This is a genomic window from Pseudomonas anatoliensis (assembly GCF_017976235.1).
In the GTDB taxonomy this organism is placed as follows: Bacteria; Pseudomonadota; Gammaproteobacteria; order Pseudomonadales; family Pseudomonadaceae; genus Aquipseudomonas; species Aquipseudomonas anatoliensis.
This window is the reverse complement of the sequence record NZ_JACVHC010000007.1, coordinates 301,475-317,252: the sequence shown is the minus strand read 5'-3', so window position 1 is coordinate 317,252 and position 15,778 is coordinate 301,475. Positions and strand designations below refer to the sequence as shown.

Annotated in this window: 17 protein-coding genes; 4 read left to right on the top strand and 13 right to left on the bottom strand. The window is 58.4% G+C overall.

Annotated features, from left to right (window positions below):
- Positions 1-51 precede the first annotated feature (51 nt).
- The 3 genes from ICA16_RS23155 to ICA16_RS23145 all read right to left on the bottom strand — a co-directional run bounded on the left by ICA16_RS23155 (position 52) and on the right by ICA16_RS23145 (position 4,149).
- The gene (locus ICA16_RS23155; RefSeq protein ID WP_150616574.1) at positions 52-1,410 is read right to left on the bottom strand and encodes a DUF1329 domain-containing protein; all 1,359 of its coding nucleotides are present in this window, start codon (positions 1,408-1,410) and stop codon (positions 52-54) included.
- Positions 1,411-1,451: 41 nt separating this feature from the next.
- Complete coding sequence (locus ICA16_RS23150; protein ID WP_210701714.1) at positions 1,452-3,455, bottom strand: DUF1302 domain-containing protein; 2,004 nt, start codon at positions 3,453-3,455, stop codon at positions 1,452-1,454.
- Positions 3,456-3,582: 127 nt separating this feature from the next.
- Positions 3,583-4,149, bottom strand: a complete 567-nt coding sequence (locus tag ICA16_RS23145; RefSeq protein ID WP_210555506.1) for an RBBP9/YdeN family alpha/beta hydrolase — start codon at positions 4,147-4,149, stop codon at positions 3,583-3,585.
- Positions 4,150-4,504: 355 nt separating this feature from the next.
- Between ICA16_RS23145 and ICA16_RS23140 the strand changes: the two genes are divergently transcribed.
- On the top strand, positions 4,505-5,554 hold the full coding sequence (locus ICA16_RS23140; protein ID WP_150616577.1) for an AraC family transcriptional regulator: 1,050 nt from the start codon (positions 4,505-4,507) through the stop codon (positions 5,552-5,554).
- Between the two features lie 152 nt (positions 5,555-5,706).
- On the opposite strand, the gene ICA16_RS23135 is transcribed toward ICA16_RS23140, so the two are convergent.
- The 7 genes from ICA16_RS23135 to ICA16_RS23105 all read right to left on the bottom strand — a co-directional run bounded on the left by ICA16_RS23135 (position 5,707) and on the right by ICA16_RS23105 (position 12,099).
- Positions 5,707-6,717 carry a YeiH family protein gene (locus ICA16_RS23135; protein WP_210701713.1) on the bottom strand — a complete coding sequence of 337 codons (1,011 nt, stop codon included), beginning with the start codon at positions 6,715-6,717 and terminating at the stop codon, positions 5,707-5,709.
- The gene (locus tag ICA16_RS23130; protein ID WP_150616579.1) at positions 6,714-7,040 is read right to left on the bottom strand and encodes a Rieske (2Fe-2S) protein; all 327 of its coding nucleotides are present in this window, start codon (positions 7,038-7,040) and stop codon (positions 6,714-6,716) included. The genes ICA16_RS23135 and ICA16_RS23130 overlap by 4 nt, the downstream gene beginning before the upstream one ends.
- Positions 7,037-7,699 (bottom strand): DsbA family oxidoreductase, encoded by a 663-nt coding sequence (locus tag ICA16_RS23125; protein ID WP_210701712.1) that lies wholly within the window; start codon positions 7,697-7,699, stop codon positions 7,037-7,039. Before ICA16_RS23125 ends, ICA16_RS23130 begins: the two co-directional genes overlap by 4 nt.
- Complete coding sequence (locus ICA16_RS23120; protein ID WP_210701711.1) at positions 7,696-9,024, bottom strand: MFS transporter; 1,329 nt, start codon at positions 9,022-9,024, stop codon at positions 7,696-7,698. Before ICA16_RS23120 ends, ICA16_RS23125 begins: the two co-directional genes overlap by 4 nt.
- Before the next feature lie 92 nt (positions 9,025-9,116).
- On the bottom strand, positions 9,117-10,169 hold the full coding sequence (locus ICA16_RS23115) for a beta-keto acid cleavage family enzyme (protein WP_150602347.1): 1,053 nt from the start codon (positions 10,167-10,169) through the stop codon (positions 9,117-9,119).
- 86 nt (positions 10,170-10,255) lie between these two features.
- The gene (locus ICA16_RS23110) at positions 10,256-11,104 is read right to left on the bottom strand and encodes a TauD/TfdA dioxygenase family protein (RefSeq protein ID WP_150616582.1); all 849 of its coding nucleotides are present in this window, start codon (positions 11,102-11,104) and stop codon (positions 10,256-10,258) included.
- A gap of 14 nt (positions 11,105-11,118) precedes the next feature.
- Complete coding sequence (locus ICA16_RS23105) at positions 11,119-12,099, bottom strand: quinone oxidoreductase family protein (RefSeq protein ID WP_210701710.1); 981 nt, start codon at positions 12,097-12,099, stop codon at positions 11,119-11,121.
- 519 nt (positions 12,100-12,618) lie between these two features.
- Between ICA16_RS23105 and ICA16_RS23100 the strand changes: the two genes are divergently transcribed.
- Positions 12,619-12,828 carry a hypothetical protein gene (locus tag ICA16_RS23100; protein ID WP_210555498.1) on the top strand — a complete coding sequence of 70 codons (210 nt, stop codon included), beginning with the start codon at positions 12,619-12,621 and terminating at the stop codon, positions 12,826-12,828.
- Positions 12,829-12,864: 36 nt separating this feature from the next.
- Here the strand turns inward: ICA16_RS23100 and ICA16_RS23095 are convergent, their stop codons facing one another.
- Positions 12,865-13,326, bottom strand: coding sequence for a hypothetical protein (locus tag ICA16_RS23095; RefSeq protein ID WP_210701709.1), 462 nt, complete (start codon positions 13,324-13,326; stop codon positions 12,865-12,867).
- A gap of 217 nt (positions 13,327-13,543) precedes the next feature.
- Here ICA16_RS23095 and ICA16_RS23090 point away from each other — a divergent pair, with 217 nt between their 5' ends.
- Positions 13,544-13,972, top strand: coding sequence for a hypothetical protein (locus ICA16_RS23090; protein WP_210701708.1), 429 nt, complete (start codon positions 13,544-13,546; stop codon positions 13,970-13,972).
- A gap of 279 nt (positions 13,973-14,251) precedes the next feature.
- Here ICA16_RS23090 and ICA16_RS23085 read toward each other — a convergent pair whose 3' ends face one another.
- A complete protein-coding gene (locus tag ICA16_RS23085) occupies positions 14,252-14,512 on the bottom strand; it encodes a hypothetical protein (RefSeq protein ID WP_210701707.1) in 261 nt (86 codons plus the stop codon).
- Between the two features lie 242 nt (positions 14,513-14,754).
- On the opposite strand from ICA16_RS23085, the gene ICA16_RS23080 reads away from it, so the two are divergent.
- Positions 14,755-15,219, top strand: a complete 465-nt coding sequence (locus ICA16_RS23080; protein ID WP_210555495.1) for a hypothetical protein — start codon at positions 14,755-14,757, stop codon at positions 15,217-15,219.
- Positions 15,220-15,304: 85 nt separating this feature from the next.
- On the opposite strand, the gene ICA16_RS23075 is transcribed toward ICA16_RS23080, so the two are convergent.
- Complete coding sequence (locus ICA16_RS23075; RefSeq protein WP_210701706.1) at positions 15,305-15,730, bottom strand: cell wall hydrolase; 426 nt, start codon at positions 15,728-15,730, stop codon at positions 15,305-15,307.
- Between the last annotated feature and the right edge of the window lie 48 nt (positions 15,731-15,778).

Genomic DNA, 15,778 nt, shown 5'->3' with positions numbered 1-15,778 from the left:
CGGCCCATGCTGGTGAGCAGTGGACCTTGCGAGCGCTTGCTTGCGGCCGGCTTAGCGAATGCCGCTGCCGGCGAGGGATTCCGACGACCATTGCGCCTTGGAGAGCGGATCGATGTACTTGATGCCGCCGTAAGGCCCGACCACGCCGTTGATGTTGTACGAGCCCCCCACCAGGTCGTAGATCATGAAAGGCGTGGAATCCGGGATCTGCTTGTCGTAGCTCTGGCTGAGGAACGCGAAGGAGCCACGGTACAGTTGGCCACGGGCGTCGTATTGATCAGAGGCCAGAGCGGTCCAGCTGTCTTCGTCGAGGTAGAAGCGGCGTTTCTGATAGATGTGTCGCGCACCGGCCTTGAGATTGCCTTCCACTACCCAGACGCGGTGTTTTTCCCAGCGCACGAAGTCCGGAGCCAAGTGATTGGCGGTGGTCAGCGACTTCGGATCCTGGGCGTAAGTCAGTTTGTAGGTGTTGTAGGGGACGATCATTTCCTGCTTGCCGACCAGCTTCCAGTCGTAGCGATCGAGTGCACCGTTGAACACGAAAACATCGTCGTAGGTGCCCGCACCGGCAGTGCCGGGGTTAGGCGTGTCGTAGGCCAGGTTCGGCGCCAGCTTGACCCGACGCTGGCCTGGCAAGTATTGCCAGGCTCGGCGCGGCTGTTGCAACGGGTTGGCGGCATCCTTGAGCATCACCGCTTCACCGGCCCGGCGTGCGGGGCCGGTGTAAGACAATTTCATCTGGTAGTACACGTCGGCGCTGCTGATCGGCTGCGCGAGGTTTTCGTAGATCGGATACGAAATGAACGCCTGCCCGGTGGTCGCCAGGCTCGGCACGCCGGCGGAGTCGACGTTCCAGGAGTCGTACTTGGAATTGATGCTCACGCCCTGATAGCGCAGCAGGAAGTTCCACATCGCTTCATTGCCCGATTGCGGGATCGGGAACGGCACGCCCGGCAGCACGTTATCGATGGCCAAGCCACCTTCAAGGGACTTGGCCCCGCTGGCATTCTTCACGCCGTTATCGAGGATGGCTTTGGGCAGAGAAACGGTGCGATGCGTCGGGTATACATCGACACGAAAAGTCGGGAAACGCCTGGCCAGTTCCGCCGTGGTCGCACTGAGCAAGCCTTTGTACTGATCAACGTTTTTGCCGTCGATCACCAGCAACGGTTTCTCGTTGGCGAAAGGATCCGGACGCATGCTGTCACCGGACTTGAAACTGGCCGGCGGCGTAGTCAGGCCGCCGTCATAGGCAGGGATGGAGCCGTCAGCATTGCCGGCCTTTTCAGCACCGACCAGGGTCAGGTTGTTGCCCAGTCTGGCAGCGTCCTGAGTTGAAACAGCGGCCTGTGCCTGGGCGACAAGGACCATGGCCAGCGAAGCGGCCAACACGGTTTTGGCGAATGTCATCTTGTTATTCTCCTGCTTGCATTGAGCAAATCAGTGGTGAATCAAAAAGTGGTTTTCATCGTCAGGTACACGGCGCCACGATCTTCAGTCGTGGCACCACCACCGGAAAAGGCTGAGTAGCCACCGGCGTAACAGGCGTAGTTTTCGTTACCGCTAAAGGCGTTCGGCGCAGCGCCGTCACCTCCGGTCGGGCCGGTACTCACGCCGCTGACACCGCACTTGTCGGCCTTGCCGAAAGCGTCCACGTACTTCAGGTCGACAAAGTATTTGTTGTACACAACGGCCCCGAGGCCAACGGCGTAGTTACCGGTGTCTTTGGCGCCACCCCCGGAGACCGGCGAGACGCCGTCGAGCCCGACGTTGATGGACATCGGTGCATTGAGGTCGACTCCGGGAAACACCTGGTACCAGGTCGGCGTGAAGTTGACCGCTATGCCCCAGTTGTCGCGGGTCGGCTGATCGATACCGCGATAGGTGTCCTTGCCTTTGTAGAGCGCTTCGTTCTGGCTATCGAGTTTGAGCAGGTTGCTGTAATACAGCTCACCCAGCAGGGCTGCCGAATCGAACACCGGGGTTTTGGCAAAGGTCATCAAACCGTTGAGCGTCCAGTGCAAGGTGTCGCCAGTGGCGGCCATGCTGTCGCCCTTGTGCGGCGTGTCGTAAATCACACCGGTGGCCGCCGTACGCGCCGGCAACAGGCCAAGCCCCGCGCCCAGGCCCAGCGGACTGTTAGTGCTGACAACCGCCGGAATACTCGCCAGCGGCATGTTGTGGCGGATATTCAGGTCCGAACCGACGCTAACCCCGCCGAAGTCCTTGGACAGGCTCAGGCCAACGATCTTGATGCTGTCGGCATAGGCCATTTGATAGGTGGCGGTGCTCAGCGAGTTGAGCGTATTGATCACCGCAGGCACTTGCCCTGCCGGACGAGTGCCGTTGGGGTTGGCCGAACTCAGGCCTCTGGCATCCAGCCAGGCTTGCGGCAGGATTTCCGAGGTTTCGCGGTAGTAAACGCCGAGTGTTCCGTCGAGCCAGGCTGGCGACCACTTGGCCATGACGCCCCAGTCCCCGCGCTTGTCCGGCGTCAGGTCATGACCGCGACGCACATTGGTCAAGCCGTTGCACGGCGCCAGACCACAACCCAGCGGACTGCCCGGCACCACGCTATTGGTGTTGCCCAACAGGAACGATTGCCCACCGAAACCGACCAGATCGGAACCACCGTAATAAGTGCCTGCTTCCGGCAGGCGCGCGGCGTCCCAGTCGAGGAAATACTGCGCGCCCACGGTCAATTCGGGATTGACCGTGAACGACATCGACAACTGGTTGCGCGGCACGAACAGTTCCTTGGCTTCGGTACCGGGCGAGGCCGCGAGTTTGGCCAGATCGAGGCCGGACTGGCCGTAACTGATCGAATGAACCGGGTTGAGAATGGTCTCGCCCCAGAACACGTTGTGCTGTCCGGCCTTGACGCTCAGCAACGACTCCTCGCCGACTTCGGTGCTGTAGAACACGAAGGCATCAAGTATTTCGCCGGACGGACCTGCGTAGTAACGCTGGGCGTAGTTGTTCAGGTGCGGGCTGCCATTGCCGACGTTGTCAGCGGTGACCCCGGCCAGGCGCGGATCATTGGCGACCAGACCCGATCTTGCGTCGTTGCCGTTAACGAACGGATTGGAATTGGAGCCGGTGTTCTCGTAGGCCTTGTCGTACCAACTGGCCGCGCTGACGCGAAAGCCCATGTGGTTCTGATAGACCACATCCATCTCGGTCAGCAGGTCGACACGCTGGGTGATGTTGGTCCCGGCCTTGCGGAAGTTGTAGTCGCCATCGTTGTTGTTCGGCGTCGCCAGCATGCGTTTGTCGGCGCTTTCGGTGCGCACGCCGTAGTTGTACTTCACCGTGTTATCCAGGCGCACGGTCCAGTCCGGGTTACCGGTGTCGAGCTCGACGGCCTGCGCGACCGGCATGGCGGCAGCCAGAATCGCCGAGGCCAACAGGGTGTAACGCGAGGGTGCAAACCCGTGACTCTTATTGTTATGCATTGCGTTGTCTCCGCCTTTTTGTATTTGTTTTAAGCGCAGCCGCCCTCGTGCAACCCCTTGTTCCAGGGATTTACATTTTCAGGAGTGAGGGCAAATGCCGGATGGCGCGGGCCAACCGGCGCCTGAACTAGCGATCCAGCTCGAGGATGAGTGCTTCGGCTTGTGGCCAGTGCCCATAACCGGCAGCAGGATTGAGATGACCGACTTCGCCGAAATTGAGCAGTTCGCTGCCCCAGCCTTCGGCCATGTGCGTGGCAGCTTCCAGGCTGGCGAGGTGGTCGTTGGTACTGGCGACCAGCAGACTGCGGAACGGCAATCGACCGTTGGGCAGAGGAGCCCAGCCTTGGCTGCGCAGGGTTGCGGCGGATGGGTAACCTTGCGGCCACTCGGCATCAAGATCCGGCGGCGCGACCAGCAGCGCGCCCTTGATCGACCGACTGTGTCGGGCAGCCCAGTGCGCAACCATCAACACGCCGGCGCTGTGAGCGACCAGAATCACCGGCCCGTCAATCTGCGCCAATGTGTGTTGAATCGCTTCGACCCGCTTGCTGCAATCGAGTTTGTCGGCTTCCAGCGGCGGCACACTGCGCACCTTGTACAGTCGGGTGTGCAGCAACGTCTGCCAATGTTCGGCAACGTGCTCGCGCAGACCCGGGACGATCAGAACGGTTGCGACAGTTTGCAGTTTGTCCACTTCAACACCTTCGCTTTCTCGATGACTCGACTGGCTCTGTTCGCCAGGGGCTTTTTATAGATCCGACATTAGATAGCGCCCGCCCGAAGCGCTTTTCATTGGACGTCAGGCTCTTTTCTTTTCATGACAAAGTTTCAGGTATTGGCGCGAAGCGACCATTGGTCGAATATCCCCGCAGGTTCTCCACAGCTCACTGTAATCAATGGGTGAGCGTCGACTGCGGCACAACGGCGGGGTGATTCTGGACAGCATCGGGCGACGGTTTTCGACAACGTCACAACTGTTCAATTGCTGATGTGCTGGCTATAGTCGCCACGCAAATTTGAATCGCAACCGGCTCAGGAAAGACCTTCGCATGCCCAAGCTTGTTCGCGCCGCCGTCTTGACCAACTACCTGGAGGTCACTCAATACCTGGGATTCAATCCGGGTGATGTGCTGGCCGGCGTCGGCTTGAGCAAGGCCAAACTGCAAGCGCCGGAACATCGCATCCCGATCGACGCCGCCGTGCGTCTGCTTGAGGATTCGGCAGCGGCCAGTGGCTGCCAGAGCTTCGGGCTGAGCATGGCCGAGTCACGCCAGCTCTCGGACTTTGGCGTGGTCAGCCTGCTGCTCAGCCATCAGCGGACGCTGCGCGACACGTTGCAAGTGTTGGTGCACTACCGCCATCTGATGAACGATTCGCTGGCCCTCTTCATCGAGGAGGCCGGCAAGATGGTGATCATTCGCGAAGAGGTGGTGACTGAATCGCCGATGCCCTGCCGACAAGCCAATGAACTGGCAATCGGGGTGATGTTTCGCTTGTGCGCGGCCCTGCTCGGCGCCCACTGGCATCCCTACAGTGTCAATTTCACGCATCAGCCCCCCGACAACCTGCAACTGCATCGTCGCCTGTTCGGCTGCAAGCTGGAGTTCGGTAGCGAGTTCAATGGCATTGTCTGCCCCAATACCAGCCTTGACGTGCCCAACCCCTTGGCTGACCCGGCAATGGCGCGCTATGCCCAGAGCTACCTCGACTCATTGCTGAACCACGAAGGCCCTTCGATGCTGTTCGAGGTGCGCAAAGCCATCTACCTTTTGTTGCCGATGGGACGCGCCACCATCGAGCAAATCGCCCAGACCCACGGCATGAACGTTCGAACGTTGCAGCGCCGTCTCAAAGATGACGGCTGCGCCTTCAATGACGTGATCAACGACGTGCGCCGTGACCTGGTGCTGCGCTATCTGGAAAACCCGAATTACTCGCTGGGCCGGATCGCGGACATGCTCGGCTATTCAATGGCAAGTTCCTTCACACGTTGGTTCATCACCCAGTTCGGCATGCCGCCGGCAGCTTGGCGCAGCGCGCAAAAACAACCCAAGCCAGCCAGTACGCCGAGCCCCCTGCCCGGCCACACGGAACCCTGAGACGACTGAAAACCCCTCGCGCAACTGACAAAAAAAACGGCAATTGTTGGTGCAATCGCCGCAAAAGACCGGTGTTCATCACTCCGGTCGAAGCCCCACTGCGATCAGAGTCAAACGCAGTGCAGCCCTGCCATAAGCGTTCGCGTCAGGCTCTAGAGGCCCCAACGCAGCAACAACAGCACCAGCACAACAAGGAACATCGTCTCCCCGACCATCAGCAGGATCGGCTTGATGCCGACAGCCGCCAGCTCCTTGAGCTGGGTTTTCATGCCCAAGGCACTGATGGAAACCACCAGGCACCAGCGCGACAACTCATTGACCGATCCCTGTACCACCGGGGCTATCCATCCAGTGCTATTGATGCAGGCCAGAATCAGAAACCCGACGGCGAACCAAGGCAGCAGCGGCGGCCGTTTGCCGGTGGGGTCAGCGCCCTGCATGCGAGTAATCATCGCCGCGCACACGATCACCGGCAGCAGCATGGCGACCCGCATCAACTTGACCACCGTTGCCGTATCACCGGTTTCGGTCGACATGCTGTAACCGGCGCCGACGACCTGGGCGACATCGTGGATGGTCGCCCCGAGGAATACGCCTGCCACTTGCGGTGACAACGACAGCCAATTGGCAATCATCGGGTAAACGATCATCGCCAGGGTCGACAGCGCCGACACCCCGATCACCGTGAATAATGTCGCGCGTTCTTTCTGCGGATGGTTCGGCAATGCCGCCGCCAGCGCCAACGCGGCCGAGGCACCGCAAATCGCCGTGGCGCCACCGGTGAGCATGCCGAACAAACGCTGAAAGCCCAGCGCCTTGGCCGCGATCACCGAGACGCCGATGGTCACCACCACCAAAATCACCACCAGCACCACAGGCTTCCAGCCTAACGCCGCCATTTGCTCGAGGGTGATGCGCATGCCCAGCAGCGCCACGCCGATGCGCAACACCGTGCGCGCAGTGAACTCAATGCCGGCCTTGCAGACACCATCACCGGCAAGAAAATTGAGCGCCATGCCCAGCAACAAAGCGAACAGCATCACCGGCGCAGCGTAATGCTCGGACAAAAAAGAGGCTGCGGCGGCAACGATCAAGCTGACGACAAAACCTGGCGCCAGCTCCCGTGTTCGGCTGTGAATACGAGTCAGAGCAATGGCGCTCATGGCGCGGACTCCTCGGCAACGACAACGATGTATGCCTGACCGTCGATGAGTTCGACCGGGTAGCTGGCAACTTTGACTGCGCTGGAATTGAGCAAGTAACCGCTGCGCAGATCGAAGCGCAGACCGTGGGCGCAGCACTGAATCACTCGCCCATCAAGGCGCCCGCCACACAACGAGGCGCCTTGGTGCGGGCAACTGTCGTCGATGGCGAACAGATCGCCCTCGACGTTGAAAATCGCCAGGCTTTTGTCATCGAATTCGAACAGTGCACGAGCGCCCACGCGCGGGAGTTTTCCGGCAGGCACAGGGATACGAAGACTCATGTCGGCTGCCGCTCGCGATCACTTTCTTTCAGTGACTGACTCATGGCCCCAAGCAATGCCGCAGCAGGTTGCGCGCCTACCACCGTCATGCGGCGGTCGAACTGAAAACTCGGCACGCCACTGCTCGCTCCGGGTGATCCGCCAAATGCCGTGCCATCGCCCGTCAGGCAATCGGCGAAGGCCTCCGCATTCATGCCGCAGGAGCGGACAATCGCGAGCAAGGTCTCGCGGCATCCAAGGTCTTCGCCTCTCTGGAAATAAGCGGCGAAGAGGCGCTCAAGCAAGATGTCACGATGGGCAAGATTGCCCAGCTCACTGGCGCGCTGGAACAAACGATGCGCGTCTGCGGTGTTAGGCATTGTCGCGATATGGCTGAAATCGATGGCCAACCCAACCGCTGCGGCAGCCTGCTGCACCTGGGTTTGACGCATGAGTACTGCATCGGCATTGCCCAGGCGCTTGCGATAAAAATCAGCGAAGGGCTCACCTTGTACCGGCAACTGCGGCAACAACTGCATGCCATGCCACACCGTGGTGATCTGCACACCCGGATGGCGACTGCGAAACTGTACCTGCGCATGTTCCAGTTGACGCTTGCCGATCAGGCACCAGGGACAGATGAAATCGAAGAACACATCAATACGTAAACGACCACTCACAACTTCACCCCTACGACGGATTCGTCCACCAGATCATCGATCCGCTCACCCTGAAGCCGGGCAATGTCCTTGTGGTAATGACACTTGGCATAAAAGAACACGGCGGCCGCCGCGATGCTGAGCAATGGCACAAACTGGAAAGCTGCCTGCAAGCCGATCACATCGGACAGCCTGCCGGTGATGAACGGCCCAGGCGCCAGCCCGAGCATGTTGTTGGCCAGGGTCAACGTGGCGAAAGCCGTGCCATGGACCGAGTAATGCGTGAGGTTGGCGACCATGGCGCCGCAAGGCCCAGTGGTGCCGGCCGCGATCAACATGCCGAGGCCGATCAGCGCCAATTGCACCGGCCCCGCCGGCAGGGCGAACGCTGCCGACAACAACAGGCAACTGCCCAGGCAGTAGGCGATGGCCAGGGCGACTTTGCGTTCCGGCGAATGGCGACACAGTCGATCGCTGAGCACGCCACACAGAATCATTCCCGCGCCGCTGCACAGCACGATGATCGCCGCGACCCCGCCCGCCTTGTCCGTGGCCATGTGGTAATAGCGATTGAGATAACTGGGCATCCACACAATGACGGTGCCGGCGACGAACAGTTGCAGGCCACTGCCGATATAGGCCGCGATCACCGAGCGGCTGGAAAACAGCGTGCGCAATGGCCGCTTGATTGCTGCCGCCGCTTTGTTCGCCGCAAGGGATGCACGCTGCGGAGCAATGCGTGCTTCCTTGACGATGATCGGGTAAAGCACTGCCAGCAGCAGGCCGAACAGCGCCATACCGGCAAACGACCAGCGCCAGCCAAGCTTGCTCGCGATTGCCCCGCCCAGCGCCATACCCAATACCGAACCGAACATCCCGCCCGCCATGAAGGCACTGGCCAGCGTTGCCCGCAGGTGTTTGGGAAACACCGAGATCACCACCGCGATGCCGACGCTGCCGTACGCCGCTTCGCCGACGCCAACCATGAATCGCGCAATGAACATCTGTTGATAGTCCTGCGCGAAGGCGCAACCCAATGTGGCCAGACTCCACAGCAATGCCATCAGCGCCAGGCTCTTGACCCGGCCAAAGCGGTCCGCCAGCAACGACAGAGGGAAAGTCAGCAGCCCCACCATAAGGGCGACGATGCCACTGAGCAGGCCGAGCTGGCCGTCGCTCAGCGCCCATTCGCCCTTGAGCAGCGGGAACACCGCATTCAACACCTGGCGGGACATGTAATCGGAAATCAACAGCCCGAACGTCAGTGCAAAGACGATCCAGGCATACGGGCGCGCGACGCCGACAGCATCGTCGTCATCGTCTGCGGCGATTGGGTGAAAGGCCATTCAGCCTCCTCAAAGCTTTGTCTTATTGTTGTTATCAAGCGTGTTGCAGTGCAGCGGGCGGGAGGCCATGGACCTTCCGCCTCTACTGCCAATCAGCCGCGTTGCGGCACACCTTTTTGCCCAGCCTTGCGGTTGGGCGCCATACCGTTGGCCAACAGGGTTTCTTCGATGCTCTGGTACTGCACGCCGATGCGGTAGATCTCACGCGCTTCTTTGCCGGTGGCGATGTCGCGACCCAGTTCATGCGCGATCCGCACGGTCTGTTTGATCTGCGCAACCGAGCCGAAACGATCACCCTTGTGATCAATGATAGTGTCCTCATTGCCCACACGCGGGTGCAGACCCATGGCCATCGACATCGTGTTGAACGGCATCACATTCTTGAGCAGCGACTCTGAGGTCAGGGTGCAACCGTCCGGCGCGCGGTGGATGAAGTTGAAGAAGTTGAACGGGTTGGGGCCATCGAAACCGCCGCCGATGCCGATCCAGGTCAGGTTCAACGGGCCCTTGTAGACGCCCTTGCGCACCAGACGCTCAAGGGTTTCCATGGCATGCATGCCCGTTAGCTGGAAATGCGGCTGGATGCCGTTGTCCATCAGACGCTTGAGGTGCTCGGCAACCCAGGCCGGGCCGGCCGGCACGGTCATTTCGCTGTAGGCGGCCTGAACCAGCGGGTTGGCCAGGGACGTGCCTTCCAGATATTGCGGATAGAGCAGCTCCATGATGTTCATCTGAGTGGTGTTGATCGCCACCGTGACCTGATCCGGTTTTGGCGTCAGTTCGGCGAGCATATGTCGCGTATCGTCCGACAGCCACTTGGCGGCTTCACCATCGCTTTCTGGGGCAAAGGAAATCGAACCACCGACCTGGATGATCATGTCCGGCACGGCTTCACGCACGCCGGCAATCAACTCGTTGAACTTGGACAAACGCTTGGAGCCCTTGCCGTCCAATTCGCGCACGTGCAAGTGCAAGACCGTGGCACCGGCCTCATAACACTCGACCGCTTTTTGCACCTGCTCGTCCATGGTCAGCGGGATGTCTTCGGGGAAGTCTTCCGGCATCCATTCCGGGCCGTACGGGGCCACGGTGATGACCACCTTTTCCATGTTTTCCGGGTGCAGGGAATCGTCGAAGAATTGCATGGGTTACTCCTGTTCTTATGATTGTCGCGCCCACCCTCGATCATGCCGGGCAGACGTGTTTACGAGTGCGATGCAAAAGAGGTCGATCAGTAAGTCTTGTCGCCGATGATTCCGGCACGCTCCATCTTGCGATGGCACGGCGAGTAATCCATGACGGCATAGTGCTGGGTGCTACGGTTGTCCCAAATGGCGATGCTGTTGGGCTTCCAGCGCCAGCGCACCTGATACTCGGGGATATAGGCCTGGCTGATCAGGTATCGCAGCAACTCGCTCGCGCCGGGGTTGGCGTCCTGACCAAAGCGCACTCGGTCGGGGGTGTGGTAGTTGCTCAAGTGCGTGGTGAACGCGTTGACAAACAGCACCTTTTCCCCGGTTTCCGGGTGGGTGCGCACGACCGGGTGCTCGGCATCCGGGTACATATCCTTGAGCGCCAGACGCTTCTCGATCGGCATGGCGGCGCCAAAGCTCGCTTCGATGCTGTGACGGGCACGCAGGTCGGCAATCTTCACCTTCACGTCCTCCGGCAAACGCGCGTAAGCCTCGACCATGTTGGCCCACATCGTGTCGCCGCCCACCGGTGGGCACTCAACGCAACGCAGCACGCACCCCATCGGTGGCGCCTCGCGCCAGGTTGCGTCGGTGTGCCAGGCATTTTCGTAGCGATCCATCGGCTGATCGGGGTTCTTGTAGATGCGCACCAGCCCGGGATGCTCCGGATCACTGCCCGCCACCGGATGACCTTCCAGCTCGCCGAAGCGACGGGCGAACGCTACGTGCTCGGCGCGAGTAATGTCCTGATCACGCAGGAACACCACCCGATGCTTGAGCAACTGGGCACGAATCTCGGCAAAAAGACCGTCGTCATGCACCGCATCGGCGAGGTTCACGCCGACCAGTTCGGCGCCAATGCTGCAGGTCAATTGTTCGACTTTCATGGCAGGCGACTCCCTTAAATGACGAAAATCGACGAGCCTGTGGTCTTGCGTGATTCCAGGTCGCGATGAGCCTGGACAGCGTCCTGCAAAGCGTAGTGCTGGTTAATCCCAATCTTGATCCGACCACTGCCAACATGGTCGAACAACTCACCCGCCAACGCGGCTTTTTCCGCCGGGTCGGCGATGTAATCGGCCAGGGCCGGACGCGTCAGGAAAAGCGAACCTTTCATCGCCAGCATCACCGGATCGAGAGCCGGAATCGGACCAGACGCCGTGCCGACGCAAACCATCAGACCACGGCGCTTGAGCGAATCGAGCGAGCCCATGAAGGTGTTCTTGCCGACGCTGTCGAACACCACGTTGACGCCGACGCCATCGGTCAGCTCGCGAACGCGCGAGGCGACATCTTCATGGCTGTAATTGATGACATGGTCACAGCCATGGGCCCGAGCGACTTCACCTTTGGCCTCGGTGGACACCGTACCGATGACAGTCAGGCCAAGCAGCTTGGCCCACTGCGAAACGATCAGGCCCACGCCACCAGCAGCGGCATGCAGCAAAATGCTGTCGCCGGCCTTGAAATCATAAATGCGCCGCATCAGATACGCCGACGTCAGGCCGCGCATCGTCATGGCGGCGGCAGTCTCGAAACTGATGGTTTCCGGCAGCTTGATCAGCGGCGCGGCGGGGATCAAACGCTCAGTGCTATAGGCACCCAGGGTATTGAGAAAACCGGTGTAAGTGACACGATCACCCACTTGTACATGGGTAACCCCTTCGCCAATAGCCTGAACCACACCGGAGGCTTCAACCCCCATGCCATTTGGCATCGGGATCGGGTAAGTACCATTGCGAAAGTATGTATCGGCATAGTTCAGGCCAACCGCCACATGACGCAGCCGAACCTGGCCCGGACCGGGGTCGCCAACGTCGACCTCCTCATAACGAAGGACTTCGGGACCACCGGTTTCGTAAAAGCGTACGGCTTTGGCCATGTTTTCTTATTCTCCAGTCTGCCAGTTTGGCGTGCAGCGTCGATTAACGCTGACTGGACTGTAGGACGCAGCCTGACGAACCGCTTCTCATCAGACGACAATGGCTTTTCATTTGGTGACAAATGGGGGGATGGGGCTTGGGAGATGTTTAGGGGGCTTGTCGAGCTTGTTGGGTGGCCCGACCTTCTTAAGGATCTGAGAAGACAACGGGCAGTTTTGCGCGGGTACAAAAAAGCCGACCTATGTGATCTACTTAGGTGTCTGATTTTATTCAGCAAATATGGTCTGGACGGAGTGATTCGAACACTCGACCCCTAGCACCCCATGCTTGAAAACGGGATGAAACCCCAGTATTTGTTGAGTCTTCTATCGGCGCTCGCTGCAAACGGTGCCGCACTGACCTTCACTGAAATTTACGAATCCCCGAAAAAGTCCCCGCGCCTATTTGGCGCTCTCCCCGGCGCTCTGCCAACAATCAATCTCCCTGCTACTCTGGTTTCGTCCACGGAGGAAACCAAAATGCCGAACTCTGATCTGCTCCCTTCCCTACTCTTCAAGATCAACGAAAACCAACTCGCGCTCGAAGCCGCCATCATGGAATTGACGAACTGGGTCGAACAGCGCGGATCTGCCGACGTCGCGGAGAACGTCCGCGGCGCACTATGGGTAATCGACAAGAACGAAGAATTCATCAAGATGACGCTAGCGGTTTTGATGACGCCCGACTAACTGCTATCAGCCAGAAGGGGAAGTTCGGTTCCTGCGTTAACCCCCAAATGAAAGCGGTCCGCAATACATCAGGGTGTTGCACATAACCATCTGGGCGACCATGAATCCCGAGGCAGTTCCCAGAAAGCCAATGCCCGCGACGATCCACGGCAAACTTGCTTTCACGCGGTATCTCAACAGCCAGGCCGACGCTGATGCACCAACCAACATGCCGGGCATTGAGAACACATGCCCGAGCCCAAACAACCCTTCGGGGTGGTCGAGGCTGGCGATGATGTTCATGTAGATCAACAGTGTGGCCACCGCCGCGGCTGTCGTACCAGTCAGAAACAGGGCAGGCGTTCGAAAAATCGAGGCCAGTACGAACACGGCCGCGGGGACTGCAACAAGGTAACCACTGCCTGTATACAGCGGGTTCGCACCTATACTGGCGTAAAGGAGAACCGGAGTGATCAACAGGATGGAATAGGCTAGATCATCTCTGCGGCCAACTGTCATCCCAATCCTCGCTTTCAGTATCGTGCTTGGTGGAATAGCGTAGCTGACGCAAACATTCTTGCTTGGAGGCTCCGTTTTGGGCCGATTAAGGCCTCACGACAGGCAGAGATCGGCCAATAGCTGACCGTCAGCATACTCCCCCTCAAAGAACTCCTGATCTATAGTCACTGAAGATTCCATAGGGCGCGGTAAAATTCAACTCGCAGGGAGCGTATCAATGACTCGATTGCAAACACTCAAGTTGATTCAGATAGCTATTGCCCTTCCAGCCTATACCGTACCTTCAAGCACTACATTCGTATTCACTCTTTGGTTCACCATCACCTCGACGATCAACCTGTTCACCTCACAATCCTTTTCGGGTTGGGGGGTGATCATGTTCTTGCTTCTGTTGTCGCTGTTTTCGCAATGGGCATGCTGGAGCATTTTTTCCGACTCGCTGGAGGACAGCCCTTCTGTGCAACACCTGCCACTACTTGTACTTGGGATATTATCAACCCTGATTTTAGGTTTGAGTGCCTGGGCCCTTTTTCACATAGGCCTAATCTGGTTTATGTGCGGTACACAAGGTATTGCAGCCGGTGTGCTTTTGATGATCAATTGTGTGAGAAAAAGACGTCAAACTGGCAACTTGCTCAGTACATGAGTTCATCAAGGTGTCGGCCTTTTGCTGAGGCTGGAAGCGTTAAAGCAGATGTTCTCTATCAGCCTATGCAACGGTTCGGGGTGCGGCAGCGTCCGGTCAAAAGACACCACTCCCGAGCGGCTGCTTATGGCCGACACCCGCCTCTCAATGCAGCTCGTCGCGTCACCCTCGCCCACCCGCCGCGGGTCTATTGTTGTATATAAAAACAGTTTTCAGAAAGGCATTCGCGTGGACCCCCTTTAATTAGAAGACACCGACGATTGGCTCGGAAGCCCAACGCTAATCGAAACCTGCCGGCATCAAATCCTGCTCTACGAGAACGAATTTGCGGAGCGGAACCTGCAACTGCGCCAGGCTCGGGACAAAATTTTCAGATTGTTGGAGATGAATAACGAGGTTGCCGGCGAGCGAGATGCGCTGCGCTCGCAACTGGCTGACCGAAGGTCTGAAATTGCCTGCATACAAAGCGAGAGCACGGAGTTGCTCAGCCAAGTCAGGAACCTCACGCAGGTCGCAGATCAGTGTGACCGTCCGCTCCATGAGAACCAGCGACTGCTCAATGAGCAGGCGGAGCGAGAATAGCGTACAGAATCCGGATAAGCAGACTGCGCTCACGCAACGCAGGGGATTAGCTGACAGAGCTAGCGTACGATTAAAGCTCTTTCAAGGCTGTTAGTCGCAAGAATCCTGGAGGGGATAGGTCGTCAAAAAGGCGTAGCCAAAGATAACCAAATGGGATGGATTGACGTAGAATGCGCCAATTTCAGGCCTAGACGGTTAACATGAAAACCATGAGCAAAATCAGTGCGGCAGCTTTTATGTCTCTCACAGCGGTCTTTCTTTCAGGCTGCGACGACAACACTGCGAGTAAAACCGTAACTATGAACGGCTCAGATAAATGCAGCGTGGATGTAATTTCTGGAAAACCCGACGCTATTGTATATGTTAAGCGAGGCAAAGTTGAAATTCAGGGCTGGGCATTTGACGACGCCACACAAGTTACAGCGCAAAACCTGCAAATGCGCCTAACTGGCGCACAAGGCGAAGCAACTGCCAAGGACCCTGTGCGATTCGACCGTCCTGATGTAGCTAAGGCCTATAATAACAAGGAGCTTACTAATTCAGGGTATAACTTTGTTTTAGACACTACAGCGCTTGTACCGGGAGCTTACGCAATCGCCCTAGAGATTCCAAAAGGTAATGCAATGTATGTATGTCAGTCTAAAAAGCTTGTGGTCATTATGTAGATTTACTGCGCATCTATCGACGCGATATTTGTAACTTATACCGTGGGAATATCACCTAGATTCAAATTCTTGCAGGGAATCTCGCTTACGGGACGTCTCTGAAAAAGATGTGGTAACCGAGCTTTAGCGTCTGAGTCGCTTCCTTGGCCCAAGTCGGAACCTTTGGCATAGAGGTGGCGTAATAGTGAGTGGCGCCGCCGGTTGGGTCGGCGACCTTTCCGTCGATTACCTGGTCAGCCGCGACCCGACATTGCGACAGTTCGCGGAACGGGATCTGTTTCACGCCGATCAGGAACTGATAGTTCGGGTCGGTCTTGTTCCAACAACTGAACTGGTACGGCTTCTGGCAAACGCCCGCGTAGCCTTCTCCCCACCATGACTTCTCCTTTCCGTCGAACACACGATTGCGGATCGTCCACGCCACGGCCACTTGGCCGGCCGTTCCTTCGCCGCGCGCCTCACCCCAAAGCGTGCGGGCAAGAATGTCGCGCTCTCTTTCAGTGACAGTCATACTTTTCTCCAGGCGAAAAAAAGCCGGCGCAATGGCCGGCTCGGCTTT

Excerpts from the sequence above, each read along its gene's own strand:
- ICA16_RS23155 (WP_150616574.1), bottom strand. The coding sequence starts at position 1,410 with ATGACATTCGCCAAAACCGTGTTGGCCGCTTCGCTGGCCATGGTCCTT.
- ICA16_RS23150 (WP_210701714.1), bottom strand. The coding sequence starts at position 3,455 with ATGCATAACAATAAGAGTCACGGGTTTGCACCCTCGCGTTACACCCTG.
- ICA16_RS23140 (WP_150616577.1), top strand. The coding sequence starts at position 4,505 with ATGCCCAAGCTTGTTCGCGCCGCCGTCTTGACCAACTACCTGGAGGTC.
- ICA16_RS23135 (WP_210701713.1), bottom strand. The coding sequence starts at position 6,717 with ATGAGCGCCATTGCTCTGACTCGTATTCACAGCCGAACACGGGAGCTG.
- ICA16_RS23130 (WP_150616579.1), bottom strand. The coding sequence starts at position 7,040 with ATGAGTCTTCGTATCCCTGTGCCTGCCGGAAAACTCCCGCGCGTGGGC.
- ICA16_RS23120 (WP_210701711.1), bottom strand. The coding sequence starts at position 9,024 with ATGGCCTTTCACCCAATCGCCGCAGACGATGACGACGATGCTGTCGGC.
- ICA16_RS23115 (WP_150602347.1), bottom strand. The coding sequence starts at position 10,169 with ATGCAATTCTTCGACGATTCCCTGCACCCGGAAAACATGGAAAAGGTG.
- ICA16_RS23110 (WP_150616582.1), bottom strand. The coding sequence starts at position 11,104 with ATGAAAGTCGAACAATTGACCTGCAGCATTGGCGCCGAACTGGTCGGC.
- ICA16_RS23105 (WP_210701710.1), bottom strand. The coding sequence starts at position 12,099 with ATGGCCAAAGCCGTACGCTTTTACGAAACCGGTGGTCCCGAAGTCCTT.
- ICA16_RS23100 (WP_210555498.1), top strand. The coding sequence starts at position 12,619 with ATGCCGAACTCTGATCTGCTCCCTTCCCTACTCTTCAAGATCAACGAA.
- ICA16_RS23095 (WP_210701709.1), bottom strand. The coding sequence starts at position 13,326 with ATGACAGTTGGCCGCAGAGATGATCTAGCCTATTCCATCCTGTTGATC.
- ICA16_RS23090 (WP_210701708.1), top strand. The coding sequence starts at position 13,544 with ATGACTCGATTGCAAACACTCAAGTTGATTCAGATAGCTATTGCCCTT.
- ICA16_RS23085 (WP_210701707.1), bottom strand. The coding sequence starts at position 14,512 with ATGGAGCGGACGGTCACACTGATCTGCGACCTGCGTGAGGTTCCTGAC.
- ICA16_RS23080 (WP_210555495.1), top strand. The coding sequence starts at position 14,755 with ATGAAAACCATGAGCAAAATCAGTGCGGCAGCTTTTATGTCTCTCACA.
- ICA16_RS23075 (WP_210701706.1), bottom strand. The coding sequence starts at position 15,730 with ATGACTGTCACTGAAAGAGAGCGCGACATTCTTGCCCGCACGCTTTGG.